Source organism: Citrobacter sp. Cf132, from assembly GCF_030333885.1.
Lineage (GTDB): Bacteria > Pseudomonadota > Gammaproteobacteria > Enterobacterales > Enterobacteriaceae > Citrobacter > Citrobacter freundii.
This window is the reverse complement of record NZ_JAOWFA010000069.1, coordinates 19,958-44,658: the sequence shown is the minus strand read 5'-3', so window position 1 is coordinate 44,658 and position 24,701 is coordinate 19,958. Positions and strand designations below refer to the sequence as shown.

The 24,701-nt window shown below is 54.8% G+C and carries 23 protein-coding genes; 11 read left to right on the top strand and 12 right to left on the bottom strand.

Features of this window, described 5'->3' with window-relative positions; all coding sequences use genetic code 11:
* Positions 1-174 precede the first annotated feature (174 nt).
* Positions 175-1,623, top strand: a complete 1,449-nt coding sequence (gene norV, locus OGV85_RS19465) for an anaerobic nitric oxide reductase flavorubredoxin (RefSeq protein ID WP_061547639.1) — start codon at positions 175-177, stop codon at positions 1,621-1,623.
* Positions 1,620-2,753: an NADH:flavorubredoxin reductase NorW gene (gene norW / locus OGV85_RS19460; protein ID WP_003037362.1), complete on the top strand. Its 1,134-nt coding sequence runs from the start codon at positions 1,620-1,622 to the stop codon at positions 2,751-2,753. Before norV ends, norW begins: the two co-directional genes overlap by 4 nt.
* Before the next feature lie 161 nt (positions 2,754-2,914).
* Here the strand turns inward: norW and hypF are convergent, their stop codons facing one another.
* From hypF to OGV85_RS19445, 3 genes are all read right to left on the bottom strand, one after another.
* On the bottom strand, positions 2,915-5,155 hold the full coding sequence (gene hypF / locus OGV85_RS19455; protein WP_061547640.1) for a carbamoyltransferase HypF: 2,241 nt from the start codon (positions 5,153-5,155) through the stop codon (positions 2,915-2,917).
* A 143-nt stretch (positions 5,156-5,298) separates the two neighbouring features.
* Positions 5,299-5,844, bottom strand: a complete 546-nt coding sequence (gene hydN / locus OGV85_RS19450; RefSeq protein WP_003037366.1) for an electron transport protein HydN — start codon at positions 5,842-5,844, stop codon at positions 5,299-5,301.
* A 145-nt stretch (positions 5,845-5,989) separates the two neighbouring features.
* On the bottom strand, positions 5,990-7,003 hold the full coding sequence (locus OGV85_RS19445) for a LacI family DNA-binding transcriptional regulator (protein WP_061547667.1): 1,014 nt from the start codon (positions 7,001-7,003) through the stop codon (positions 5,990-5,992).
* Between the two features lie 264 nt (positions 7,004-7,267).
* Between OGV85_RS19445 and ascF the strand changes: the two genes are divergently transcribed.
* From ascF to OGV85_RS19430, 3 genes are all read left to right on the top strand, one after another.
* Positions 7,268-8,722, top strand: coding sequence for a PTS cellobiose/arbutin/salicin transporter subunit IIBC (gene ascF / locus OGV85_RS19440; protein WP_003037374.1), 1,455 nt, complete (start codon positions 7,268-7,270; stop codon positions 8,720-8,722).
* 22 nt (positions 8,723-8,744) lie between these two features.
* The gene (locus OGV85_RS19435; protein WP_061547668.1) at positions 8,745-10,169 is read left to right on the top strand and encodes a 6-phospho-beta-glucosidase; all 1,425 of its coding nucleotides are present in this window, start codon (positions 8,745-8,747) and stop codon (positions 10,167-10,169) included.
* 172 nt (positions 10,170-10,341) lie between these two features.
* Positions 10,342-10,581 (top strand): SymE family type I addiction module toxin, encoded by a 240-nt coding sequence (locus OGV85_RS19430; protein ID WP_003037379.1) that lies wholly within the window; start codon positions 10,342-10,344, stop codon positions 10,579-10,581.
* A gap of 56 nt (positions 10,582-10,637) precedes the next feature.
* Here OGV85_RS19430 and hycI read toward each other — a convergent pair whose 3' ends face one another.
* The 9 genes from hycI to hycA form a co-directional block, all read right to left on the bottom strand.
* Entirely contained in the window at positions 10,638-11,108 is a 471-nt protein-coding gene (gene hycI / locus OGV85_RS19425; RefSeq protein ID WP_003037382.1) for a hydrogenase maturation peptidase HycI, read from the bottom strand.
* On the bottom strand, positions 11,101-11,511 hold the full coding sequence (locus OGV85_RS19420) for a formate hydrogenlyase maturation HycH family protein (RefSeq protein ID WP_003037385.1): 411 nt from the start codon (positions 11,509-11,511) through the stop codon (positions 11,101-11,103). The genes hycI and OGV85_RS19420 overlap by 8 nt, the downstream gene beginning before the upstream one ends.
* A complete protein-coding gene (gene hycG, locus OGV85_RS19415) occupies positions 11,508-12,275 on the bottom strand; it encodes a formate hydrogenlyase subunit HycG (RefSeq protein ID WP_003037388.1) in 768 nt (255 codons plus the stop codon). Before hycG ends, OGV85_RS19420 begins: the two co-directional genes overlap by 4 nt.
* Positions 12,275-12,817 (bottom strand): formate hydrogenlyase subunit HycF, encoded by a 543-nt coding sequence (hycF, locus tag OGV85_RS19410; protein ID WP_003037391.1) that lies wholly within the window; start codon positions 12,815-12,817, stop codon positions 12,275-12,277. Before hycF ends, hycG begins: the two co-directional genes overlap by 1 nt.
* Before the next feature lie 9 nt (positions 12,818-12,826).
* Complete coding sequence (gene hycE / locus OGV85_RS19405) at positions 12,827-14,536, bottom strand: formate hydrogenlyase subunit HycE (RefSeq protein WP_061547641.1); 1,710 nt, start codon at positions 14,534-14,536, stop codon at positions 12,827-12,829.
* A 17-nt stretch (positions 14,537-14,553) separates the two neighbouring features.
* On the bottom strand, positions 14,554-15,477 hold the full coding sequence (locus OGV85_RS19400) for a respiratory chain complex I subunit 1 family protein (protein ID WP_003037395.1): 924 nt from the start codon (positions 15,475-15,477) through the stop codon (positions 14,554-14,556).
* 2 nt (positions 15,478-15,479) lie between these two features.
* Positions 15,480-17,306, bottom strand: coding sequence for a formate hydrogenlyase subunit 3 (gene hycC, locus OGV85_RS19395; RefSeq protein WP_003037397.1), 1,827 nt, complete (start codon positions 17,304-17,306; stop codon positions 15,480-15,482).
* Positions 17,303-17,914 carry a formate hydrogenlyase subunit HycB gene (gene hycB / locus OGV85_RS19390; RefSeq protein ID WP_003037401.1) on the bottom strand — a complete coding sequence of 204 codons (612 nt, stop codon included), beginning with the start codon at positions 17,912-17,914 and terminating at the stop codon, positions 17,303-17,305. The genes hycC and hycB overlap by 4 nt, the downstream gene beginning before the upstream one ends.
* A 143-nt stretch (positions 17,915-18,057) precedes the next feature.
* Positions 18,058-18,516, bottom strand: coding sequence for a formate hydrogenlyase regulator HycA (gene hycA / locus OGV85_RS19385; protein ID WP_003840271.1), 459 nt, complete (start codon positions 18,514-18,516; stop codon positions 18,058-18,060).
* 198 nt (positions 18,517-18,714) lie between these two features.
* Here hycA and hypA point away from each other — a divergent pair, with 198 nt between their 5' ends.
* From hypA to flhA, 6 genes are all read left to right on the top strand, one after another.
* Positions 18,715-19,086: a hydrogenase maturation nickel metallochaperone HypA gene (gene hypA, locus OGV85_RS19380; protein WP_003037406.1), complete on the top strand. Its 372-nt coding sequence runs from the start codon at positions 18,715-18,717 to the stop codon at positions 19,084-19,086.
* 103 nt (positions 19,087-19,189) lie between these two features.
* Complete coding sequence (gene hypB, locus OGV85_RS19375) at positions 19,190-20,062, top strand: hydrogenase nickel incorporation protein HypB (RefSeq protein ID WP_003037409.1); 873 nt, start codon at positions 19,190-19,192, stop codon at positions 20,060-20,062.
* Positions 20,053-20,325 carry a hydrogenase 3 maturation protein HypC gene (gene hypC / locus OGV85_RS19370; protein WP_003037411.1) on the top strand — a complete coding sequence of 91 codons (273 nt, stop codon included), beginning with the start codon at positions 20,053-20,055 and terminating at the stop codon, positions 20,323-20,325. Before hypB ends, hypC begins: the two co-directional genes overlap by 10 nt.
* A complete protein-coding gene (gene hypD / locus OGV85_RS19365; RefSeq protein WP_003037413.1) occupies positions 20,326-21,447 on the top strand; it encodes a hydrogenase formation protein HypD in 1,122 nt (373 codons plus the stop codon). It begins immediately after the preceding gene.
* On the top strand, positions 21,444-22,454 hold the full coding sequence (hypE, locus tag OGV85_RS19360) for a hydrogenase expression/formation protein HypE (RefSeq protein ID WP_003037416.1): 1,011 nt from the start codon (positions 21,444-21,446) through the stop codon (positions 22,452-22,454). The genes hypD and hypE overlap by 4 nt, the downstream gene beginning before the upstream one ends.
* A gap of 127 nt (positions 22,455-22,581) precedes the next feature.
* The gene (flhA, locus tag OGV85_RS19355) at positions 22,582-24,660 is read left to right on the top strand and encodes a formate hydrogenlyase transcriptional activator FlhA (protein ID WP_061547642.1); all 2,079 of its coding nucleotides are present in this window, start codon (positions 22,582-22,584) and stop codon (positions 24,658-24,660) included.
* Positions 24,661-24,701 lie beyond the last annotated feature (41 nt).

Genomic DNA, 24,701 nt, shown 5'->3' with positions numbered 1-24,701 from the left:
TCATTTTGACAATTCATATTGTCATATTGACAATAAAATACATAGTCATTTTGACTACCACCTTATAGGCAATAAATAACAAACCCTTCAAAATCAAATAAATAAAAAGTTGGCACGCAACCTGCAATTAGCAAAACATCTTTTTTGAAAAACGCTGAATTAATTGAGGTTGTTATGTCTATTCTGGTTAAAAATAACATTCATTGGGTTGGCCAACGTGACTGGGAAGTGCGTGATTTCCACGGAACTGAATACAAAACGCTGCGCGGCAGCAGCTACAACAGCTATCTCATCCGTGAAGAAAAAAATGTTCTGATCGATACAGTAGACCACAAGTTTAGTCGTGAATTCGTGCAGAACCTGCGCAGTGAAATTGACCTCGCGGATATCGACTACATCATCATTAACCACGCTGAAGAAGACCATGCCGGGGCGCTGACCGAGCTGATGTCCTGCATCCCGGACACGCCGATTTACTGCACCGCCAACGCCATTGACTCTATCAACGGGCACCACCATCACCCGGAATGGAACTTTAACGTAGTGAAAACCGGTGATTCGCTGGACATTGGTAACGGCAAGCAGCTGATCTTCGTTGAAACGCCGATGCTGCACTGGCCGGACAGTATGATGACCTACATGACCGGCGATGCGGTGCTGTTCAGTAACGACGCCTTCGGTCAGCACTACTGCGACGAACGTCTGTTTAACGACGAAGTTGACCAGACTGAACTGTTCGAACAGTGCCAGCGTTACTACGCCAACATCCTGACGCCATTCAGCCGTCTGGTTACACCGAAAATTACTGAGATCCTCGGCTTCAACCTGCCGGTCGATATGATTGCCACTTCCCATGGCGTGGTATGGCGCGACAACCCGACACAAATCGTTGAGCTGTACCTGAAATGGGCGGCAGATTATCAGGAAGACCGCATCACCATTTTCTACGACACTATGTCCAACAACACCCGCATGATGGCGGACGCGATTGCCCAGGGCATCAACGAAGTTGACCCGAATGTAGCGGTGAAAATCTTTAACGTCGCCCGCAGCGACAAAAACGAAGTTTTGACCAACGTCTTCCGCTCTAAAGGCGTGCTGGTCGGGACTTCCACAATGAACAACGTGATGATGCCGAAAATCGCCGGTCTGGTGGAAGAGATGACCGGCCTGCGTTTTCGTAACAAGCGTGCCAGCGCCTTTGGTTCACACGGCTGGAGCGGCGGTGCAGTAGACCGTTTGTCCACGCGTTTGCAGGATGCAGGTTTCGAGATGTCACTGAGCCTGAAAGCGAAATGGCGTCCGGACCAGGATGCACTGGAACTGTGCCGCCAGCACGGCCGTGAAATCGCGCGTCAGTGGGCTCTGGCTCCATTGCCGGAAACAACCGTGAAAGCCGTAGCCCAGGAAGAAGCCTGTGCATGTGCCGCTGCGGCTGCCGCCGCTCTTGGTCCAAGCATGCAGTGCAGCGTGTGCCAGTGGATTTACGATCCGGCGAAAGGCGAACCGTTGCAGGACGTTGCACCGGGTACGCCATGGAGCGAAGTTCCGGACAACTTCCTGTGCCCGGAATGCTCACTAGGTAAAGACGTCTTCGACGTACTGGCAACGGAGGCAAAATGAGTCACGGCATTGTCATCATTGGTTCGGGCTTCGCCGCCCGCCAGTTAGTCAAAAATATCCGTAAGCAGGATGCGAATGTTCCGCTGACCTTGATTGCCGCGGACAGCATGGATGAGTACAACAAGCCCGATCTCAGCCACGTTATCAGTCAGTCACAGCGTGCAGACGACCTCACCCGCCAGTCGGCGGGGGAGTTTGCCGAACAGTTTAATTTGCGCCTGTTCCCACATACCTGGGTAACCGACATCGATGCCGATGCCCACGTAGTGAAAAGTCAGGACAAGCAGTGGCAGTACGACAAGCTGGTGCTGGCGACGGGCGCTTCAGCCTTTGTACCGCCGGTTACCGGACGTGAGTTAATGCTCACGTTGAACAGCCAACAAGAGTATCGCGCTTGTGAAACGCAGCTGCGTGACGCCCAGCGGGTGCTGATTGTCGGCGGCGGCTTGATTGGTAGTGAACTGGCGATGGATTTTTGTCGTGCCGGTAAAGCGGTAACGCTTATCGACAACGCCGCCAGCATTCTGGCTTCGCTGATGCCGCCAGAAGTCAGCAGTCGCTTACAGCATCGTCTGACCGATATGGGCGTACACCTGCTGCTGAAATCACAGCTTCAGAGCCTGGAGAAAACCAGCACCGGTATTCGCGCCACGCTCGATCGTAGCCGCAACGTAGAAGTCGATGCGGTGATTGCCGCCACCGGACTGCGACCGGAAACCGCACTGGCGCGTCGCGCCGGATTGAACATCAATCGTGGCGTCTGCGTCGACAGCTACCTGCAAACCAGCCACCCGGACATTTATGCTCTCGGCGACTGTGCGGAGATTAACGGTCAGGTGCTCCCGTTCCTGCAGCCGATTCAGCTGAGCGCCATGTATCTGGCGAAAAACCTGCTCGGCGGCAATGCGCCATTGAAACTGCCAGCCATGCTGGTAAAAGTCAAAACGCCAGAACTGCCTTTACATTTGGCCGGGGAAACCCAGCGCCGCGATCTGAACTGGCACATCGCCGCCGAAGCACAGGGGATGGTAGCCAGAGGGATGAACGACGAAGGCCAGCTGTGTGCATTTGTCGTCAGTGAAGACCGCATGAAAGAGGCCTTTGCGCTGCTGAAAACGTTGCCCGTATAAGTCTGTGATGCCGGATGGCGCCGCTTCGCGTCTTATCCGGCCTACGACTTTGCCCGGCAACGCTGCTACTGATTTATTAACCTCACGCACATGGATGTGCGTTGCCACTTGTCGGTATGCCCCGACATGTTTTTCTTGCCCCGCCAGTCCCGGGGCTTTTTTTATTTTTGCGTCAACACCCGCGCCGCGGCAATCACGCCCTGCCCCAATGACAACCCGCCGTCGCCCGCCGGTAAACGCTGCGGGAACAGTAAGGTAAAATCACGCAGATAAAACGCCAGACGGGCCGACAATAAGCGGTTATGCATCACGCCACCGCTGAATACTAACGTTTTAATTCCGCGCGCTTCGGCCTGCTCACGCATCAGCGTGGCAAAACCACACGCCAGCGCGTCGTGAAACGCCCACGCTCTTTCTGCAGGGGCGGTCTGCCAGGTCAGCCATTGCTGCCAAAAAATTGCTAAGTCCAGTTGATTGCCATTAAGCGGCACCGTAACAGGGTGATCAACACCTGCACACTGCGATGCCAGCGCCTCCAGCGCACAGGCCGCCTCACCTTCATAACTCAACGATTCCGGCGCACAATGCAACGCGGCGGCAACCGCATCAAACAGTCGTCCGCACGACGATGCCAGCGGGGCATTGATTCCCCGCTCGATGGCGCGCGCCAGTACGTTCCAGTTTTGATGCTGTAGCCCCGATGTTTCCGGGTAACGCTGCCAGTCAGGAACAAAACGCAGGCACTGCGCGAGCAGATTGCGCCATGGCTGTTTTGCCGCCAGATCGCCACCCGCCAGCGCTACCGCCGGTAAGCCGCCAAGGTGTTCGCATTCACGATAGTTGACCCGCAGACATTCGCCACCCCACAGCTCGCCATTTTCCCCCATGCCGATGCCGTCCAGCGTCAGAGCAATCACATCGCCGCCATCGAGCGGCCAGCCGTGCTCGGCAAGACATGCAGCGGCATGAGCATGGTGATGCAATACCGTTTCGGTTGGCAGATTCATTTCGCTGGCCCACTGGCTGGAAACATAGCCAGGGTGGGCATCATGTACGATACGCTGTGGCGTAAAATCATAAATATTCTGGATCAGGCGTAGCGCATCACGCCACTGCTGCTGAATGCCGTCATCGCTGAGATCGCCTAAATGCTGGCTGATAACCGCCTGTTCGCCACGCACCAGGCAGAAGGTATTTTTCAGATCCGCGCCTAAGCACAGCATCGGCGGCACGTCGCGAAATCCTGGCGGCAGCGCGACCGCATCCGGCACGTAACCCCGGGAACGACGCAGCATTTCCCCACTGTCACGCACCACGGAGTCATCCATCCGCTGCACAATTTCGCGGTTATGCAGCAGGAAACCATCAGCAATCGCACTTAAATCTTCCAGCGCCTGGGCGTTGGTAATGGCCGGAGGCCTGCCGCTGAGGTTGCCGGAGGTCATCACCAGTGGACAATTCATCTCTTGTAAGAGCAAATGCTGCAATGGATTCGCGGGCAGCATGACGCCCACTTCCGTTAACCCTGGCGCAATGCCCTCGCTCAATGCAGCGACATAGCGTTTCTGCACCAGCACGATCGGTGCGGCGGGGGTTGTGAGTAAACGACGCGCGGGTTCAGGCAGTCCGTCATCACCTGGCAGCATTACCGCCAGCGGTTTCGCCGGACGGTGTTTACGCAGCCTGAGCAGCGCGACGGCGTCATCATTGCGCGCATCGCACACCAGATGAAACCCACCAATGCCTTTAACCGCCACAATACCGCCTGCTTTCAGTCGCGATACCGCCGCCTGCAGCGCCTCTTCTTTCTCCGCCCGCTCATCCGTGCTGAACCACTCAAGATGAGGGCCGCACGCCGGACAGGCAACGGGCTGGGCATGGAAGCGACGATCATACGGGTCACGATACTCTTTGTCACATTGCGCACAGAGTGGGAACGACGCCATCACGGTGAACGGGCGGTCATAGGGCATGGCGCGGATAATCGTAAAGCGTGGACCACAGTGGGTGCAGTTGATAAAGGGGTATCGGTAGCGACGTTCGCCGGGGGTATTCATTTCAACAAGGCATTCGGGACAAGTCGCGGCATCCGGAACGATTTGCGTATTCATCGTACCGCCAGCACTTTGACGAATCGAGAAATCGGCAGGCTGCTGCATCCAGGCGATTGCTTCGCTCTCAACGCTGTCAATGCGCGCCAGCGGTGGGCAGTGTTGATGTAACTGCGCAATAAATTCCGCCGGATCTTCCTGTAAACGCACAACCACACCATCACCGTCGTTACACACATCGCCATGCAGTTGTAACCGCTGCGCCAGTTGCCAGACGTAGGGGCGAAATCCGACGCCCTGTACTTTGCCGCGAATACGCAACTGTACGCCGGAGAGGGTGTTTATTGTCATTAGATTATTCCCGCAGTCATCAATCCCGGTTAGCCTGATGGCGCGATGCTTATCAGGCCTACGGGGATGCGAACAGTAGGCCGGATAAGGCGAAGCCGCCATCCGGCATAAGTACTACCGTATTTTACGCGGATTTTCAGATATCAGAACAGCAAAGATGCGGTGGAATCCAGCGCCGCGCGACGGCGTTTTTCCGCACTAAGTTGCTCAAGCTTATTGCGATCGACATAAATCAGCGCGTGAGTCGGGCACACTTCCATACAGGCAGGACCGGCCTCGCGATGGTGGCACAGGTCGCACTTATTGGCTTCAGCTTTTTCTGCACGGACGTTCAGACCCGCGCCGCTGTTACGCACAACCGGACGCACGACTACTTCCATTGCGCCGTAAGGACAAGCCACAACGCAAGTTTTACAGCCAATGCAGCGTTCCTGCATTACGTGAACAAAACCTTTATCACGGCTGATCGCACCGTTCGGGCAGACGTTAGCGCACGGCGCGTCTTCACACTGGCGGCACAGCGTCGCCGTGGAGACATTAACGCCTTTGATGACGTGAATGCGGGGTAAAAAAGTTTCAGGGGTCAGCGATGCGCAGTCCTGGTTATCCTGATGGGATACCACGCAGGCCACTTCACAGGTACGGCAACCAATGCATTTATTGGCGTCTGCAATGATGAAACGGTTCATCAATTTCTCCAGCAATGACAGAATATCTGCCGAAGCATTCACAAATCGTGCCAGAATTTAATTTACTGTTATTAAAGGGATTTTATTTTGAAGAACGCAAGAAGAGCGTGTCATCGTCACTAGTGACGATGACAAATGACAGCCGTCAGCGCGAAGCGGGCGGCGCAACTGAGTCGCGCTGGATGAGTTCACCGGTGAAAGTCTTTGGCGGCGTAAACGCCCCGTCACCCAACATAAAGATCAGGCGCCCAATCGTTTCCTGAATCATTTCTGTTACCGGAATTTTAACGCTGGAAAGCGCCGGAATAGTGTATGCCGCGAGGGCGATATCATCAAAGCCAATCACCGACACCTGTGCAGGAACGCTCACGCCATGCTCGTGCAACTGCTTCATCGCGCCGATCGCCATATCGTCATTACTAGCCACCAGCGCGGTAAAATTGACCTTGCGCGAAAGCAAAGTATCCACACCCGCTGCACCGCAGGCTGGCGTCCATTTCCCTTTAACAATCAGATCATTATTTAGCGCGATACCTTGATGTGCCAGCGCGTCTTTATAACCTGAAAGTCGCTCCACGCCGGTTGGAGAATCCATCGAGCCGGTAATAAAACCAATCTCTTTATGCCCGGCGGCAATGAGCTGAGTAACGGCGTTAAAGCTGGTCTGCTTTTGATCACACCATACGCTGTGGCTACTGTTTTTCCGCAGGCGTCGATTAAGCACCATAATCGGCTGGCTGTGGGCATCGATGATATCGTCTATCTCATCCACGCTGAGAAAACGCGGATAAATCATAATCGCGTCACAGCGCAGGTCGAGCAGGTACTGGATCGCCTGACGCTCTTCCTCAGCGCTGTGCTTACCGTCAGCCAGCAACAACTGGCGTCCTTTATCTTCCGCCATCCGCGCGGTATGAAACAGCAGCTCGCTGAAATAGACGCCGTGATAAAGGGTATTTGTTACCACCAGGCCCAGCGTCTGCGTGGTTTTCGCCGCCAGACTGCGCGCCAGCAAGTTTGGGCGGTAACCACTCTCTTCAATGGCCTGAAACACGCGGTGTTTGGTCTCCTGGCTGACGTAGCCGTTCCCGGAAAGCACCCGGGAAACTGTCGCTTTCGACACCCCGGCACGCTTCGCCACCTCCAGCATCGTGGTCATATTACTCATCCCTATTCTCTCAATGTGACGCAGTGTACTGCACCGTTTCGCCGCTGTCCTTGCTGCTAAATCGCAGACGCTGACATCTGGTGATCGGAGTCACAATTACAAAAAATGATCAAAATTAAATCTTGCTCACTACTCATATTTTAAACATTATTTTGTGGAACCGGTTTCCTATCTGCGTTTCATAACCCAGAAAAGCGACCCGACGTAAACGGATAAAACATAACGTACCCTACTGATAAAACAGGATTAAATCCGATGTCCAAGAATTATGCAGCGCTGGCGCGCTCCGTTGTGACGGCTCTGGGAGGCGTCGACAACATCACAGCAGTGACCCACTGTATGACCCGTTTGCGTTTCGTTATCAAAGATGACTCGCAGGTCGACAGCGCGACTCTGAAGACGCTTTCTGGCGTACTTGGCGTGGTGCGTAGCGATAACCAGTGCCAGGTGATCATCGGCAACACCGTTTCGCAGGCGTATCGCGAAGTAGTCAGCCTGTTGCCTGCCAATATGCAGCCCGCTGAGCCGCAAACCAAACCCCGACTGACGCTGAAGCGGATTGGCGCGGGGATCCTCGACGCGCTGATCGGCACCATGTCGCCGTTGATCCCGGCAATTATCGGCGGATCAATGCTCAAGCTGCTGGCAATGATCCTCGAAATGACCGGCGTGCTGGAGAAAGGATCGTCCACGCTCACCATTCTGACCGTTATCGGTGACGGCGCATTTTTCTTCCTGCCGCTGATGGTCGCCGCGTCGGCCGCTATCAAATTCAAAACCAACATGTCGTTGGCAATCGCCATCGCGGGCGTACTGGTGCATCCCAGCTTCATCGATCTGATGGCGAAGGCTGCGCAGGGTGAGCACGTTGAGTTTGCCCTGATCCCGGTGACGGCAGTGAAATACACCTACACGGTGATCCCGGCGCTGGTGATGACCTGGTGCCTGTCATACATCGAACGTTGGGTCGATCGTATTACTCCGGCGGTAACCAAAAACTTCCTCAAACCAATGCTAATCGTGCTGATCGCCGCGCCGCTCGCCATCGTCATCATTGGCCCGATCGGTATCTGGATCGGTAGCGCAATTTCAGCGCTGGTCTATACCATTCACGGCTATCTCGGCTGGCTGTCGGTGGCCATTATGGGTGCGCTGTGGCCGCTGCTGGTAATGACCGGTATGCATCGCGTCTTCACGCCAACCATTATTCAGACCATTGCCGAAACCGGAAAAGAAGGCATGGTGATGCCGTCGGAAATCGGCGCCAACTTGTCGTTAGGTGGTTCATCGCTGGCAGTGGCATGGAAAACCAAAAACCCGGAACTGCGTCAGACGGCGTTAGCGGCAGCCGCCTCCGCCATCATGGCGGGGATTTCCGAACCTGCGCTTTATGGCGTAGCGATCCGCCTGAAACGACCACTGATTGCAAGTCTTATCAGCGGTTTTATCTGCGGTGCCGTTGCCGGAATGGCCGGACTTGCAAGCCACTCCATGGCAGCTCCTGGCCTGTTCACCAGCGTCCAGTTTTTCGATCCGGCCAATCCGATGACTATCGTTTGGGTATTTGGCGTGATGGCGCTGGCGGTAGTGCTTTCCTTTGTATTAACGCTGATTCTCGGCTTTGAAGATATCCCTGTCGAAGATGCAGCCGCACAGGCCAGAAAAAACCAGGCCGCACAACCGGGCAATATCAATGGAGCCAGCATTTGACTGGTATGAACTGAGGTTAATTATGTCTGTTTTTCCGCAAGGATTTTTATGGGGCGGCGCACTGGCCGCCAACCAGTCTGAAGGGGCATACCGGGAAGGCGGCAAAGGACTGACTACCGTCGATATGATCCCCCACGGCACACATCGGATGCCCGTCAAGCTGGGTCAGGAAAAGCGCTTTGCGCTGCGGGATAACGAATTTTATCCTAGCCATCAGGCGATCGACTTTTATCATCGCTATAAAGAAGATATCGCGCTGATGGCAGAAATGGGTTTTACGGTATTTCGTACTTCCATTGCCTGGAGCCGTCTCTACCCTAACGGCGATGAGCTGACGCCGAATAAAGAGGGCATCGCGTTTTACCAGAGCGTGTTTGCCGAGTGTAAAAAATACGGTATTGAGCCATTAGTCACGCTATGTCACTTCGATGTGCCAATGCATCTGGTCACCGAGTACGGCTCCTGGCGTAACCGCAAAATGGTTGAGTTCTTTACCCGCTACGCCCGTATCTGCTTCGAGACCTTTGACGGGCTGGTGAAGTACTGGCTGACGTTCAACGAAATCAACATTATGCTGCACAGCCCCTTTTCAGGCGCCGGGCTGGTATTTGAAGAAGGTGAAAATCAGGATCAGGTGAAATATCAGTCCGCTCACCACGAACTGATAGCCAGCGCCCTGGCGACTAAAATAGCCCATGAAATTAATCCGCAAAACCATGTCGGTTGTATGCTGGCTGGCGGTAATTTTTATCCTTATTCCTGTAAACCAGAAGATGTGTGGACCGCGCTGGAAAAAGACCGCGAAAACCTGTTCTTTATTGATGTGCAGGCGCGCGGGGCCTACCCGGCTTATTCTGCCCGCGTGTTTCGCGAAAAAGGCGTGGTCATAGAAAAAGCCCCAGAAGATGACGACATCCTGAAAAACACCGTTGATTTCGTCTCGTTCAGCTATTACGCATCGCGCTGCGCCTCGGCGGAAATGAACACCGGCAATACCAGCGCCGCCAACGTGGTGAAGTCGCTGCGTAATCCGTATATTGCGGCCAGCGAATGGGGCTGGGGCATCGATCCGCTTGGTCTGCGCATCACCATGAATATGATGTATGACCGCTACCAGAAACCGCTATTTCTGGTGGAGAACGGGCTGGGAGCGAAGGATGAAATCGATGCCAATGGTGAGATCAATGACGACTATCGCATTAGCTATTTACGCGAACATATTCGCGCCATGGCAGACGCGATTGAAGATGGCGTGCCCCTGATGGGTTACACCACCTGGGGCTGTATCGATCTGGTTTCTGCCTCAACCGGTGAGATGAGCAAACGCTACGGTTTTGTGTATGTGGACCGCGATGACGCGGGCAACGGCACGCTGGCGCGCACCCGTAAGAAATCTTTCTGGTGGTACAAAAAAGTGATCGCCAGCAACGGCGCCGATCTGGCATAACAGATCTGCCGGAGGGGGTTACAGTCTTCCGGCAGAATTACATATTTTCATTTCATTTATTACATTTCAGATGTGGAATCGTCCTTCCAGTTTCAGGTTTGCCCTCATCCTTTTTTACTGGCATTTTATTCAGTAGTTTTTAATCCTGGCCGTTCACCACAAGGAAGCGTGCATGTTTGATAAAAAGGGTAAATCAGCAGAGGTAATCACCAAACCGGTACGTCGCTTGAAAGTCAGCTATGTCAGAAAACGCCATGAAGATCCAAAAACGGGTTACACGCGACGAATCAGTCGGCACGCCTCGCTCACGCTGAACGGCGACTGGCTGGAACAAGCTGGATTTCCGACCGGTACGGCAGTGAATGTATCAGTGATGCAGGGGAAATTAATTATTGAGCAGGCAATTGAATGACGAGGATACACTGGGAAAACAGGCCGGATGTCGTTCACATCCGGCACTGATACGGTTTACTCTTCTGGCGCTTCCAGCTCGGAGAATCCACCGTGTCCTTCCCAACCGGCTAATCGCTGATAGACGGTATCAACAGCATCTTTGATCGGCTGTGTCATCGGGTAGTAAAAACCGACGATGTCCGGTTGAATGCCGAGGAAAATCACCTCACCAACGTCGTCTTTCAGCTGATCGACCAGGTAATTCAGCGGCATGTTATGGGTGGTCATCATGAACATCTCGGCAATGTCATCGGGATCGATAATGCGGATTTCACCTGGGTTCAGCCCCATATCGGTAGCATCAACAATCAACAAACGTTGCGGACGCAGTTCACGGATGGCGACAATATCGTTTTCTGGCGCACTACCACCGTCGATGACAACCCAGTTGCCTTGAGGATTTGCAGCACACATTTCAGCCAGCAGCGGGCCCGCGCCGTCATCGCCCATCATGCTGTTACCCACACATAATAAAACGTCAGTCACGGTGTCTCCTCACCATCAGATAGATGGCGCTTTCCTGGTGTATGTCGTGCAGCATGCTAAGCATCAGTTTGCTCCACTCCTGCTGCTGCGGGGTCTGTACGGCACGCGCATCATCGAACGCGCGTGCCAGCATTTGCACATGGTTGAAATCGATAACGATCTCGCCGTATTTCGGCACACCTTCCATTTTCCGGCGAGCTTCGCTTCCCTCAGCAAGGGTAGCAATCCATGCCAGATATTCGTCCCATGGACAAGTTAACGCCGCTTCCAGGCAATCGATGATCCCAAGGTGGTGACCAATCGCCAGGCTGTAATAGACAACCTGCTGCGCCTCAGCGGGCGTCGCATCGTTCTCATCAATAAACTTACGGCTCAGTTGACTGAACACCACCGTTTCACTCATCGGATACGCGCCTCTTCGACAACATGGTTAAGATGCGTGACGATCTCGGTCAGACGCGGATCGTTTTCCGCCTCCAGCCAGCGCGCCACCTGATGCTCGCCCTGCCCTAACTGCGTCATATAGTCATCAGCAATCTGGCGACCGTAGCGGTATCCCGCCAGACGGCGAGCCTCGCGATCCACCTTCACTCGCAGCGGCTGAACCATATCCGGATGCAGAATTTCGGCGGGCTGTTCGTCCAGTTCACCCGGCGCACGCGCGTGAATTTTTTGTTCCAGCAGACCCAGCGCCATGGCAAAACCATACAGCGTGGCTGCAGGCGTTGGCGGGCAGCCAGGGATATAGACATCCACCGGTACGATTTTGTCCGTGCCGCCCCATACGCAGTATAAGTCGTGGAAAATACCGCCGCTGTTACCGCAAGCACCGTAAGAGATACAAATTTTCGGGTCTGGCGCAGACTGCCAGGCGCGTAGCGCCGGAGAGCGCATGGCACGGGTTACCGCGCCGGTAAACAGCAGGATATCCGCATGACGCGGGGACGGTACCACTTTGATGCCAAAACGTTCGGCGTCAAACAGCGGAGAAAGCGTGGCGAAGATTTCGATTTCGCAACCGTTGCAGCCGCCGCAGTCCACACGGTAAACGTACGCTGAACGCTTGATGCTTTTTAGCAGCGACGCTTTCATGCTGGCAATGGATTCATCCACCGTCATCGGTACCGGAATACCGTTGGCGTCACGTGGGCCTAATAAATTGCTCATCAGCTGGCCTCTTTCATATGGCGAGTCAGTTCAATACGATCAGACGGCACCAGGCATTTCTGGCGCTTACAGTCCGGGCAGGTCTCAAAGCTTTCACGGTGGTTTTCCGCGCGGCTATCACCGTTGTGCTTAAGCAGCGCAATGGCGTAATCAATCTCTTTTTGTACCGCAAACGGACGGTTACATACGCGGCAATTACACAGCGCAAAGCGGGACTGCTGCAGGAAATCCTCTTTCTTCCACACCGCCAGCTCATACTCCTGCGACAGCTTGATCGCCGCCGTCGGGCAAACTTCTTCGCAACGGGCGCAGAAGATGCAGCGACCGAGGTTGAACTGCCACGCCAGCTCATTGGTGGCCAGATCGGTTTCGACCGTCAGCGCGTTCGACGGGCACGCATTCACACAGGCCGCACAGCCGATGCACTGTTGCGGATTATGTTCCGGTTTGCCACGGAAGTTTTTATCGACCGCGATCGGCTCCAGCGGATACGACGACGTCGGTGCCCCGGTTTTGATGACTTTTTTGATAAAGGTAAACATGGCGATTCCTTATTTCAGCGGCGAGTTTTTACGCTCGATGCTGTAGCGCTCAAGTTCTTTGTACGGCACGACTTTGCTCTTCTTCTTACGTACATCGACCACGGTCATACGGTCAGTACAGGAGTAGCAAGGATCGAGGCTACCGATAATCAGCGGCGCATCGGAAACGGTATTACCACGCAGCATGTAGCGCAGCGTCGGCCAGTTGGCGTAGGTCGCCGCACGGCAGCGCCAGCGATACAGTTTCTGGTTGTCGCCGGTCATGCTCCAGTGAATGTCATCTCCGCGCGGCGCTTCAGCAAAGCCCAGTGCGAAACGGTAAGGAATGTAGGTAAAGCCTTCCACCATCAGCGGGCCGCCCGGCAGGTTATCCAGACCAAAGTCGATCATATTTAGTGCGGTGTAGACTTCATTAATACGAACTTTCAGACGAGAAATAACATCGCAGCCTTGCTCGCTATGAACTTCCATCGGCAGCAGACCATAGCCGACAAACGGGTGATCGGCGCGGGTGTCACGCGCGTGGCCGCTGGCGCGAACCATCGGGCCGACGTTACTGAAGTCACGGGCAATTTCCGGATCCAGACGACCAATACCAACGGTACGCTGTTCCATATTCGGCGTACTGAGCAGCATATCGACCAGTTCCTGCACGTCACGACGCATCTGCTGCGCCAGTTGACGGGTCTGGATCATATCTTCTTTCAGCAGATCACGACGGATACCGCCGATCAGGTTCAGACCGTAAGTTTTACGTGCCCCGGTGAGGATCTCAGCCATCTTCATCGACGTTTCACGCACGCGGAAGAACTGCATAAAGCCGGAGTCAAAACCGGTGAAGTGACAGGCCAGGCCCAGGTTCAGCAGGTGCGAGTGCAGACGCTCAACTTCCAGTAGAATGGCACGGATCATCTGCGCACGTTCCGGCACCACGATGCCCATCGCATTCTCAACGGAAGTGGTATAGGCGGTGCTATGCGCAAAGCCGCAGATACCACACACGCGATCTGACAGGAACGTCACTTCGTTGTAACCCATACGGGTTTCCGCCAGTTTCTCCATGCCGCGGTGGACATAGAACAGACGGTAGTCGGCATCGATAATGTTCTCGCCGTCCACGAACAGGCGGAAGTGACCAGGTTCATCGGAGGTGACGTGCAACGGGCCAATCGGCACCACGTTATTTTTCTTGTCGCCCAGTTCGTTGATGAACTCGTAGGTTTCAGCATCGGTAGTCGGCGCCGGGCGCTGACGATAATCCATGCTGTCTTTACGCAGCGGATAGAGTTCGTCCGGCCAGTCATCGGGCAGTACCAGACGGCGCTCATCCGGCAAACCAACCGGGATCAAACCGTACATATCGCGCACTTCGCGCTCGCCCCAGACCGCAGCCGGAACGCGCGGCGTGACGGACGGGAACTCCAGCTTGTTGGCATCGACTTCAACGCGGACGGTTATCCAGCATTTGGTGCCCTGCTCCATCGACATCACGTAATAAACAGCGTAATGGCCGCACAGCTGGCGTTCGTCGTTACCAAACAACACGGACAACCAGCCGCCCTGTTTGTAGTACAGGAACTCCACCACTTCCGGCAGGTAGTTCACCTTGACGGTGATCGTCAGCTGATCTTTGGTCTGCCAGGCTTCATCCAGTACCACGCCCGGAAAGGCCTGATGCAGCGCAGCGAGATATTGTTGACCTAATTTTTCTTCAGACATGCTCAAACTCTCTTAAATCACGCCACCAGCAAGGAGACGAACGCTAAAAACGCAAACCCAAAACCGGCCCAGGTCACGCGTGAAGTGGCGCAAAAACGCAGACGCGCCATGCTGTTTTCGAACAGGGCGATGACCAGCACGCCGAGGACCAGCTTGACGACGGCAATCACCAGCGCCAGCAGTAGCCCACCCGCGGTGAAGGTTTCCATCTGTCCCCACGGCAGGAACACACCAACGAACATTTGCAGAACGACCAGTTGCTTGAGGCTAATGCCCCATTTCAGCACGGCAAAACCGCTGCCGCTGTATTCAGTCAATGGACCTTCCTGCAGCTCTTGCTCTGCTTCTGCCAGATCGAATGGCAGTTTGCCCATTTCGATAAAGGTGGCGAAAGCACAGGCACACAGTGCCAGAATCAGCGGGATGCTGTGCGCAGCAGGCCAGTGGTAAATGGTATCGGCGATATTGCTGATATGGGTTGAACCCGCAACCTGTGCCGCTACCCACAGCCCCAGCAACAGGATAGGTTCAACCAGCACGCCGAGCATCGCTTCACGGCTGGCACCAATGGCGGTAAACGGGCTACCGGTATCCAGTCCCGCGATAGAGAAGAAGAAACGGGCAATGGCGAACAGGTAAATTAAGGTGATCAGATCGCCCAGTTGTGGCAGCGGTGAGCCAACGGTCACTACCGGTAGCGCAGTGGCGATAGTCAGCATCACGCCCACCATCACAAACGGCGTCAGGCGGAAGACCCAGCTGGAATCCGCAGGCGCAATGCTCTGACGACCCAGCAGTTTGATAATGTCGCGGTATTCCTGCAAAACGCCAGGACCACGGCGATTGTGCAAACGCGCGCGCGCCACGCGGGTAACGCCGGACAGCAGCGGCGCAACGGCAAACAACACCAGCGCCTGAATTAACGGATATAAAACACTCATTTTCAGGCTCCTCGTGAAACCACAATCACCACCAGCACCGCCAGCTCAATCAGCGCCAGACGACGGAACAGCACCGGCGCAGCCGCATTCTGCCAGCCCGGAACCAGTGATACCGGATTCAACCACTTACGTAGTTTGAGTACCGGGGCAAAGGCTTCTTTCACCGGCATGGCAAAACCGTGCGCGGTAATGACCATTGACTGCTCGTGATCGTAACCACACACCCATGCCGCACCGCGTGAACGCGACGGCAGACGGTTGCCTTTGAAAATTGCCATGATGATGAACGGCAGCAGCGGACATGCGATCAGCAGCAGCGTGATCATTGGCTGAGAAACGGTGGTGTTCGCAGTTTCCAGCGGCAGCGGAACGGCAGAGGAGATCATCGGCAGCAGCCACGGCGCAGCCACGCCGCCAATCACACAGCAGATAGCCAGCGCAACGACGCTCACGCTCATCAGGATTGGTGCGCAGCAGGCATTCTCAGCCTCCTTCGTACGCGGTGCGCCAAGGAACGTTACGCCATAGACTTTCGCCATACACATCACCGCCAGCGCGCCGGTAATTGCCAGCCCAACCGCCAGCAACGGCCCTAACAGACGACCGACAAACGCCCCGCTGTTACCCAGCTTGAAGAAGGATTGATAGATAACCCACTCACCGGCAAAACCGTTCAGCGGCGGCAGCGCGGCCATCGCCATCAGGCCAACCAACATCGCCAGAGAGATAACCGGCATGCGTTTGCCGATACCGCCCAGTTTTTCGATATCACGATGACCGGTACGGAACCAGATGCTGCCTGCGCCCAGGAACAGAACGCTTTTGAACAGGCTGTGGTTTACCAGGTGGTACAGACCGCCGGTCAAACCCAGCGCAATCAGCGCCGGTTGATTCAGGGAAATCCCGGTCACGCCAGCGCCTAGCCCCAGCAGAATAATGCCGATGTTTTCCAGCGTGTGGTACGCCAGCAGGCGCTGGATATTGTGTTCCATCAGCGCATACAGACCGCCAACAAATGCGGTGATCATGCCCAACACCAGAAGCGTAACACCCCACCATAGCGGCGCATTACCGCCCAGCAGCGACAGGGAGAGAATACCCAGTAGACCGACCTTCATGACGACGGTAGAGAACAGTGCCGCAGCCGGTGCGCTGGCATTGGCGTGTGCCTGTGGCACCCAACCATGCAGAGGAATAATCCCGGCCAGCAGGCCAAAACCTGCCACGCCCAGCAGCCAGATGTCAGACCCGAGCGGCAGCTCCTGGGTGCGCAGGTCTAGCAGACGCAGCTCCAGAGTGCCGTAACGTTGCCACACAAGGTAGCAGGCAACCACCAGCAGCAGCGTACCAATACGCCCCAGCGCAAACCACAGTTTGCCTTCTTTACTGCAGCCGGTGAGGAACACGGCACACAGCGCCATGATTTCCGCCATCACCACCAGCGTACCGAGGTTGCTGGCAACCACCGCACATACCGCCGCGGCCATCAGCAAATTCACCAGCAGGCCGTTAGCTTTCACCTGCGGATGACGATGCCAGTCAATGTTGTACAGGCTGACAAACAGGCCGCACAGTCCCAGCGTAATCAGCCAGATAGCATTCAGCGGAGTAATTTGCAGACTGTGCCCAATAAACGGCATCACGCCGCTCACCGCCAGCGCATTAGTCAGAACGGTAAAACCAGCGGCTGCCGTACACAAGCTGCCGACCGCACCGCCAACTCCAGCAATCCAGCCGCTCAGCGATTTATGAAATGAAAACAGAAATGCCAGAACCGCAGCCGCTGTAAACCAGGCCACGCCGCTGTTAATCAGTGAAATTGCGCTCATTTTGCATCCCCACTCTGAGCCTGCTGAAACAAGGTGAGATCGCCGAAATCGGTATTGAAAGTCAGCTCACGCTTACGTTTGCTGGCGCGGGCGATATCCATGTTGCTCACCAGGTGCAGGGCTTTGGTCGGACACATGCGCACGCAGGCCGGACCAAGCTCGTCAAAACTGCACAGATCGCATTTCACCGCGATGGCACGAACGCCTGGAACCCAGTCCAACAGCGAACTCACGCGAGCAGGCGCTGGCGGAGCCGGAGGCGCTTTTGGCGTATTGGCGTTTGCCGGGATATGCAGCGGACGGCTACCAGAAAACTCTATCGCGCCAAACGGACAAGCAATCCCGCACAGTTTGCAGCTTACGCACAGGCTTTCATTCAGCTGTACGGCGCCATCAACGCGGTTAATGGCATTAACCGGACACACGGTGGCGCAAGGCGCATCTTCACACTGGTGGCAAAGCTGCGGCGCGGATTCTTTTTCATTTAACATCACTTTCAGGCGCGGCATTGACTGCAGGCCATGCTGGCGATGTGTCTCTGAGCAGGCGGCTTCACAGGTGTGGCAGCCAATACAAAGAGTGGAGTCAGCAATTACAAAACGATTCACCAGGCATTCCTCAGGTGATAGTCATTTTTGACGAAAACATGTCTGCAAAATGTCATTTCGACATTTTTCGACATGCCCATTCCCTAAAACATCGTGACGCAGTATGTAAACCGCATCATGACAAAGTGGACAGCACCTGAGGCTTAAGCCGGGCTATGTCCCTCAACCAGTTGGCTTAAATTCACCGGCATATTGTTCTCAACCGCGGTGTACAGGCTGTCGTAGACGGTGGCGATTTTCTCGAGATAGTGCTCCAGCACCTGTTCGCGATCGCGGTTACTGAAACGCTCATCGACTTGACCGTCGATGGTCAACTGTGCCTGTGCAATCAGTTGCTTATCATCACCATCTTTTGTTTCGACGTAGTACTCGATGGTGTGGCTATTGAAGCCATCCGCCAGCGTGACGTAGATAGTGAAGTGTTCAAAAAGGACAAAGCAGAGATCTTTGTCCGGCGCACAGCTCATTGCATGATGCAAACGCGCTTTCGACAGGGTGATCCCCTGAACCAGCGAGTTACAGTAAATACGCCACTGGTCCTGTAGGCGACGATGCCGTTCAGCGATGTAATCGGCTTTTTCGCTTATTTCCCAAATAGTCATGTCAGGTTACCCGTTTAGCAGAGATGAACAGCCTTAAGCACATTTCATGCCAAAATTAAATTACTTAATTTTCATATAGATAAAAAATCAAAGGCGGGTGACGACATGTCATTTCGTCATTGTCGTCATTGTCACGAATGAAAAAAATCAACCTGGCATGCTTATTGCTTTTGATACGGCAACTTCACAGGAGGCGGTATGCACGAAATAACCCTCTGCCAACGGGCACTGGAATTGATTGAACAACAGGCCACGCAACACGGTGCTCAGCGAGTAACTGGGGTCTGGCTCAAAATTGGCGCATTTTCTTGCGTAGAAACCAGCGCTCTCTCCTTTTGTTTTGATCTGGTATGCCGCGGGACCCTTGCAGAAGGTTGTAAACTCCACCTCGAAGAACAAGAAGCCGAATGTTGGTGCGAATCTTGTCAACAATACGTCACGTTACTGACGCAACGCGTGCGCCGATGTCCGCAATGCAACAGCGATATGCTGAGAATTGTGGCCGATGACGGCTTACAGATTCGACGTATTGAAATAGATCAGACTCCAGCGCCGGATGGCGACGCTTAAGCGTTTTATCCAGCCTACAGAAAGAGCTCGTTTGTAGGCCGGATAAGGCAACGCAGTCATCCGGCAACAGATGTATCGCAAGTAAAAAGATCAGGAGTGAGCGATGTGTACGACATGTGGTTGCGCTGAAGGCAACCTATATATAGAGGGTGATGAGCATAATCCCCACTCGGCGTTTCGCAGCGCGCCATTTGCCCCAGCGGCTCGTCCAGCGCTGAATATTACCGGTGTGAAGACCTCAAATTTCACACCGAGCCAGACCGAAGAAGGCGATTTGCACTACGGTCACGGTGAGGCAGGAACCCACGCACCAGGTATGAGCCAACGCCGTATGCTGGAAGTGGAAATTGACGTACTGGACAAAAACAACCGCCTGGCCGAACGCAACCGTGCCCGCTTTGCGGCCCGTCAGCATCTGGTGCTGAACCTTGTTTCAAGCCCGGGCTCCGGTAAAACCACGCTGCTGACCGAAACGCTGATGAAGCTGAAAGATAGCGTGCCGTGCGCCGTTATTGAAGGTGACCAGCAGACGGTGAACGATGCTGCCCGTATTCGCGCCACAGGCACGCCCGCCATTCAGGTCAACACCGGTAAAGGTTGCCACCTTGACGCACAAATGATTGCTGACGCCGCGCCGCGTTTGCCGCTTGACGATAACGGCATTCTGTTCATTGAAAACGTCGGCAACCTGGTCTGCCCGGCCAGCTTCGACCTCGGCGAGCGCCATAAAGTGGCCGTGCTTTCCGTCACCGAAGGTGAAGACAAACCGCTGAAATATCCACATATGTTTGCCGCCGCATCGCTGATGCTGCTCAACAAAGTGGATCTGCTACCGTACCTCAATTTTGACGTTGAAAAATGCATCGCCAGCGCCCGGGAAGTGAACCCGGGAATTGAGATTATCCTGATTTCCGCCACCAGTGGTGAAGGGATGGATCAATGGCTCTCCTGGCTGGAGACGCAGCGATGTGCATAGGTGTTCCGGGTCAAATCCGCACCATTGATGGCAACCAGGCCAAAGTCGACGTTTGCGGTATTCAGCGCGACGTCGACCTGACGCTGGTCGGTAGCTGTGATGAACATGGCCAACCGCGCCTCGGCCAGTGGGTACTGGTCCACGTCGGTTTTGCCATGAGCATCATTAATGAAGCTGAAGCGCGCGATACGCTCGACGCGCTGCAAAACATGTTTGACGTTGAGCCGGATGTCGGCGCGTTGCTGTACGGCGAGGAAAAATAAATGCGTTTTGTTGACGAATACCGCGCACCAGAGCAGGTGATGCAACTGATAGAGCACCTGTCTGAACGTGCCGCCCACCTCCCCTACACGGCTGAACGCCCACTGCGCATCATGGAAGTTTGTGGTGGTCATACCCACGCTATCTTCAAATTCGGCCTCGACCAGTTGCTACCGGAAAACGTGGAGTTTATTCATGGTCCGGGTTGCCCGGTTTGCGTTTTGCCGATGGGTAGAATCGACAGCTGTGTAGAAATCGCCAGCCATCCAGAAGTGATTTTCTGCACCTTTGGCGATGCGATGCGCGTCCCGGGTAAGCAAGGCTCCCTGCTGCAAGCCAAGGCGCGCGGTGCAGATATCCGTATCGTCTATTCACCGATGGATGCGCTGAAGCTGGCACAGGAAAACCCAACGCGTAAGGTGGTGTTCTTTGGTCTGGGTTTTGAAACCACAATGCCAACGACCGCTATCACTCTGCAACAGGCAAAGCAGCGTGACGTGCAGAACTTTTACTTTTTCTGCCAGCACATCACGCTTATCCCTACGCTGCGCAGCCTGCTGGAACAGCCGGACAACGGTATTGACGCCTTTTTAGCACCAGGCCACGTCAGCATGGTGATTGGCACAGATGCCTATAATTTCATTGCTTCAGACTTCCATCGTCCGTTAGTGGTCGCCGGTTTTGAACCGCTCGATCTCCTGCAAGGCGTGGTGATGTTAATTGAGCAGAAAATTGCCGCGCACAGCCAGGTAGAAAACCAGTACCGTCGCGTGGTACCGGACGCCGGTAACGCGTTAGCGCAACAGGCCATCGCCGAGGTGTTCTGCGTCAATGGCGACAGCGAATGGCGCGGTCTGGGCGTTATCGAATCCTCTGGCGTTCACCTGACGCCTGACTATCAGCGCTTTGATGCCGAAGCCCATTTCCAGCCAGCGCCGCAGCAGGTGTATGACGATCCGCGCGCGCGTTGTGGGGAAGTGCTGACGGGCAGATGTAAACCACATCAGTGCCCATTATTTGGCAAAACGTGTAACCCGGAGACCGCGTTTGGCGCCCTGATGGTCTCCTCAGAAGGCGCATGTGCCGCCTGGTATCAGTATCGTCAGCAGGAGTGTGAAGCATGAGCAGCGTACAACTCGCCCACGGTAGCGGCGGTCAGGCTATGCAGCAGTTGATCAACAGTCTGTTTATGGAGGCATTCGCGAATCCGTGGCTGGCGGAACAAGAAGATCAAGCACGTCTGGAACTGGCGCAACTGGTCGCTGAAGGCGATCGTCTGGCGTTTTCAACCGACAGCTATGTTATCGATCCGTTGTTCTTCCCGGGCGGTAATATCGGCAAGCTGGCTATCTGTGGTACGGCTAACGACGTGGCGGTCAGCGGCGCGATCCCGCGCTATCTCTCCTGCGGTTTTATCCTCGAAGAAGGTTTACCAATGGAGACGCTGAAAACCGTCGTTAACAGCATGGCGGCAACCGCGCGCGAAGCGGGTATCGCCATCGTCACCGGCGACACCAAGGTTGTACAGCGCGGCGCGGCGGACAAGCTTTTTATCAACACCGCCGGAATGGGCGCGATCCCCGCCAACATTCACTGGGGCGCACAAACCCTGAGCGTGGGCGATGTGCTGCTGGTCAGCGGTACGCTTGGCGATCACGGCGCAACCATCCTTAACCTACGCGAACAGTTGGGTCTGGATGGCGAACTGGTCAGCGACTGTGCCGTATTGACGCCGCTTATCCAGACGCTACGTGATATTCCCGGCGTCAAGGCGCTGCGTGATGCCACCCGTGGCGGCGTGAATGCGGTAACGCATGAATTTGCCGCATCATGCGGGTTTGGTATTGAGCTGTCTGAAGCAGCCTTGCCCGTGAAGCCCGCAGTGCGTGGAGTTTGCGAACTGCTGGGACTGGATGCGCTCAACTTTGCTAACGAAGGTAAGCTGGTGATTGCCGTTGAACGTCAGGCCGCTGAAACGGCACTTGCCGCGCTGCGCGCGCATCCATTAGGACGCGATGCCGCAATGATTGGCGAAGTGGTAGAACGCAAAGGTGTGCGTCTGGCCGGACTTTACGGCGTGAAACGAACCCTCGATTTACCACACGCCGAACCTTTACCTCGTATATGCTAACTGCCCATTAGCAGCAACGTGTAGGCCGGATAAGCGAAATCGCTATCCGGCAATAATTTACGACTTATACCTATAATTCATTTACCGTTTTCGCACCGTTCTGCGGTGCTTTTCCTGGAAAAGCAATATGTCGTATACACCGATGAGTGACCTCGGACAGCAAGGCCTGTTCGATATTACTCGTACATTATTACAGCAGCCCGATCTCCCGTCTCTTAGCGAGGCGCTTTCGCAGCTGGTCAAGCGTTCAGCGCTGGCCGACTGTGCGGCTATTGTCTTATGGCAGGCACAAACGCAGCGTGCGCGTTATTTTGCGACGCGTGAAAATGGTAAACCCATCGATTATGAAGACGAAACGGTACTGGCTCATGGCCCGGTACGGCGTATTTTGTCTCGCCCCGATGCGCTGCACTGCAACTATCATGAGTTTACGGAAACCTGGCCACAGCTGGCCTCTGGTGGACTGTATTCTGAATTTGGCCACTACTGCCTGCTGCCGCTAGCGGCAGATGGGCGCATCTTTGGCGGTTGCGAGTTCATCCGTAACGAGGATCGTCCGTGGAGTGAAAAAGAATATAACCGTCTACAGACCTTCACCCAGATAGTCGGCGTCGTTGCTGAACAAATTCAAAGCAGGGTCAGCAACAACGTCGATTACGATCTGTTGTGCCGCGAGCGTGATAACTTTCGCATCCTGGTCGCCATCACCAATGCCGTGCTCTCCCGACTGGATATTGATGAGCTGGTCAGCGAAGTCGCCAAAGAGATCCATCACTACTTCGACATTGATGCCATCAGCATCGTGTTACGCAGCGATCGCAAAAACAAGCTCAGCATTTATTCCACCCACTATCTGGATGAACATCATCCGGCTCACGAACAGAGCGAAGTGGACGAAGCGGGCACGCTCTCTGAACGCGTTTTCAAAAGCAAAGAGATGCTGCTGATTAATCTGAGCGAACGCGATACGCTCGCCCCTTACGAACGGATGCTGTTCGAAACCTGGGGCAACCAGCTACAAACCCTGTGTCTGTTACCGCTGATGTCCGGCAATACTATGCTCGGCGTACTCAAGCTGGCACAGTGCGAAGAGAAAGTTTTCACTACCGCCAACCTCAAGCTATTGCGCCAAATTGCCGAGCGTGTGGCAATTGCCGTGGATAACGCGCTTGCCTATCAGGAGATTCACCGCCTGAAAGAACGTCTGGTAGATGAAAACCTGGCGCTGACTGAACAACTCAACAATGTAGAGAGTGAGTTCGGCGAAATCATTGGCCGCAGCGAAGCGATGTACAGCGTACTCAAGCAGGTCGAAATGGTGGCGCAAAGCGACAGCACCGTTCTGATTCTGGGTGAGACCGGAACGGGTAAAGAGCTGATCGCACGGGCCATTCACAACCTGAGCGGACGTAACGCCCGTCGGATGGTGAAGATGAACTGCGCGGCAATGCCTGCCGGATTACTGGAAAGCGATCTGTTCGGTCATGAGCGTGGCGCGTTTACCGGTGCCAGCACGCAGCGGATTGGTCGTTTCGAGCTGGCAGATAAAAGTTCGCTGTTCCTCGATGAAGTTGGCGATATGCCGCTGGAGCTTCAGCCTAAGCTACTGCGCGTTCTGCAAGAGCAGGAGTTTGAACGTCTGGGCAGTAATAAGCTGATCCAGACCGACGTGCGCTTGATCGCCGCTACCAACCGCGATCTGAAGAAAATGGTTGCCGATCGTGAATTTCGTAACGATCTGTACTACCGGCTGAACGTCTTCCCGATCCATCTGCCGCCGCTGCGTGAGCGCCCGGAAGATATTCCGCTGCTGGTAAAAGCCTTTACCTTTAAAATTGCTCGTCGGATGGGACGCAATATCGACAGTATTCCCGCCGAGGCTCTGCGCACGCTGAGCTGTATGGAATGGCCGGGTAACGTGCGTGAGCTGGAAAACGTGGTTGAACGTGCGGTTCTGCTTACCCGAGGCAACGTACTGCAACTGTCTCTTCCGGATATTGCCCCTTTGACGCCGTCTACCCCTCCGGTGGCAACCGAAGTCGCACAGGACGGCGAAGATGAATACCAGTTGATTATGCGCGTACTGAAAGAAACCAACGGTGTGGTTGCCGGTCCCAAAGGCGCGGCACAAAGGCTGGGGCTGAAACGTACAACGTTACTCTCACGCATGAAGCGATTGGGTATAGATAAGGATGCACTGGTATAGCCAGAGTGGCTATACTGGGTGATATCTCAACGAAAGGAGGC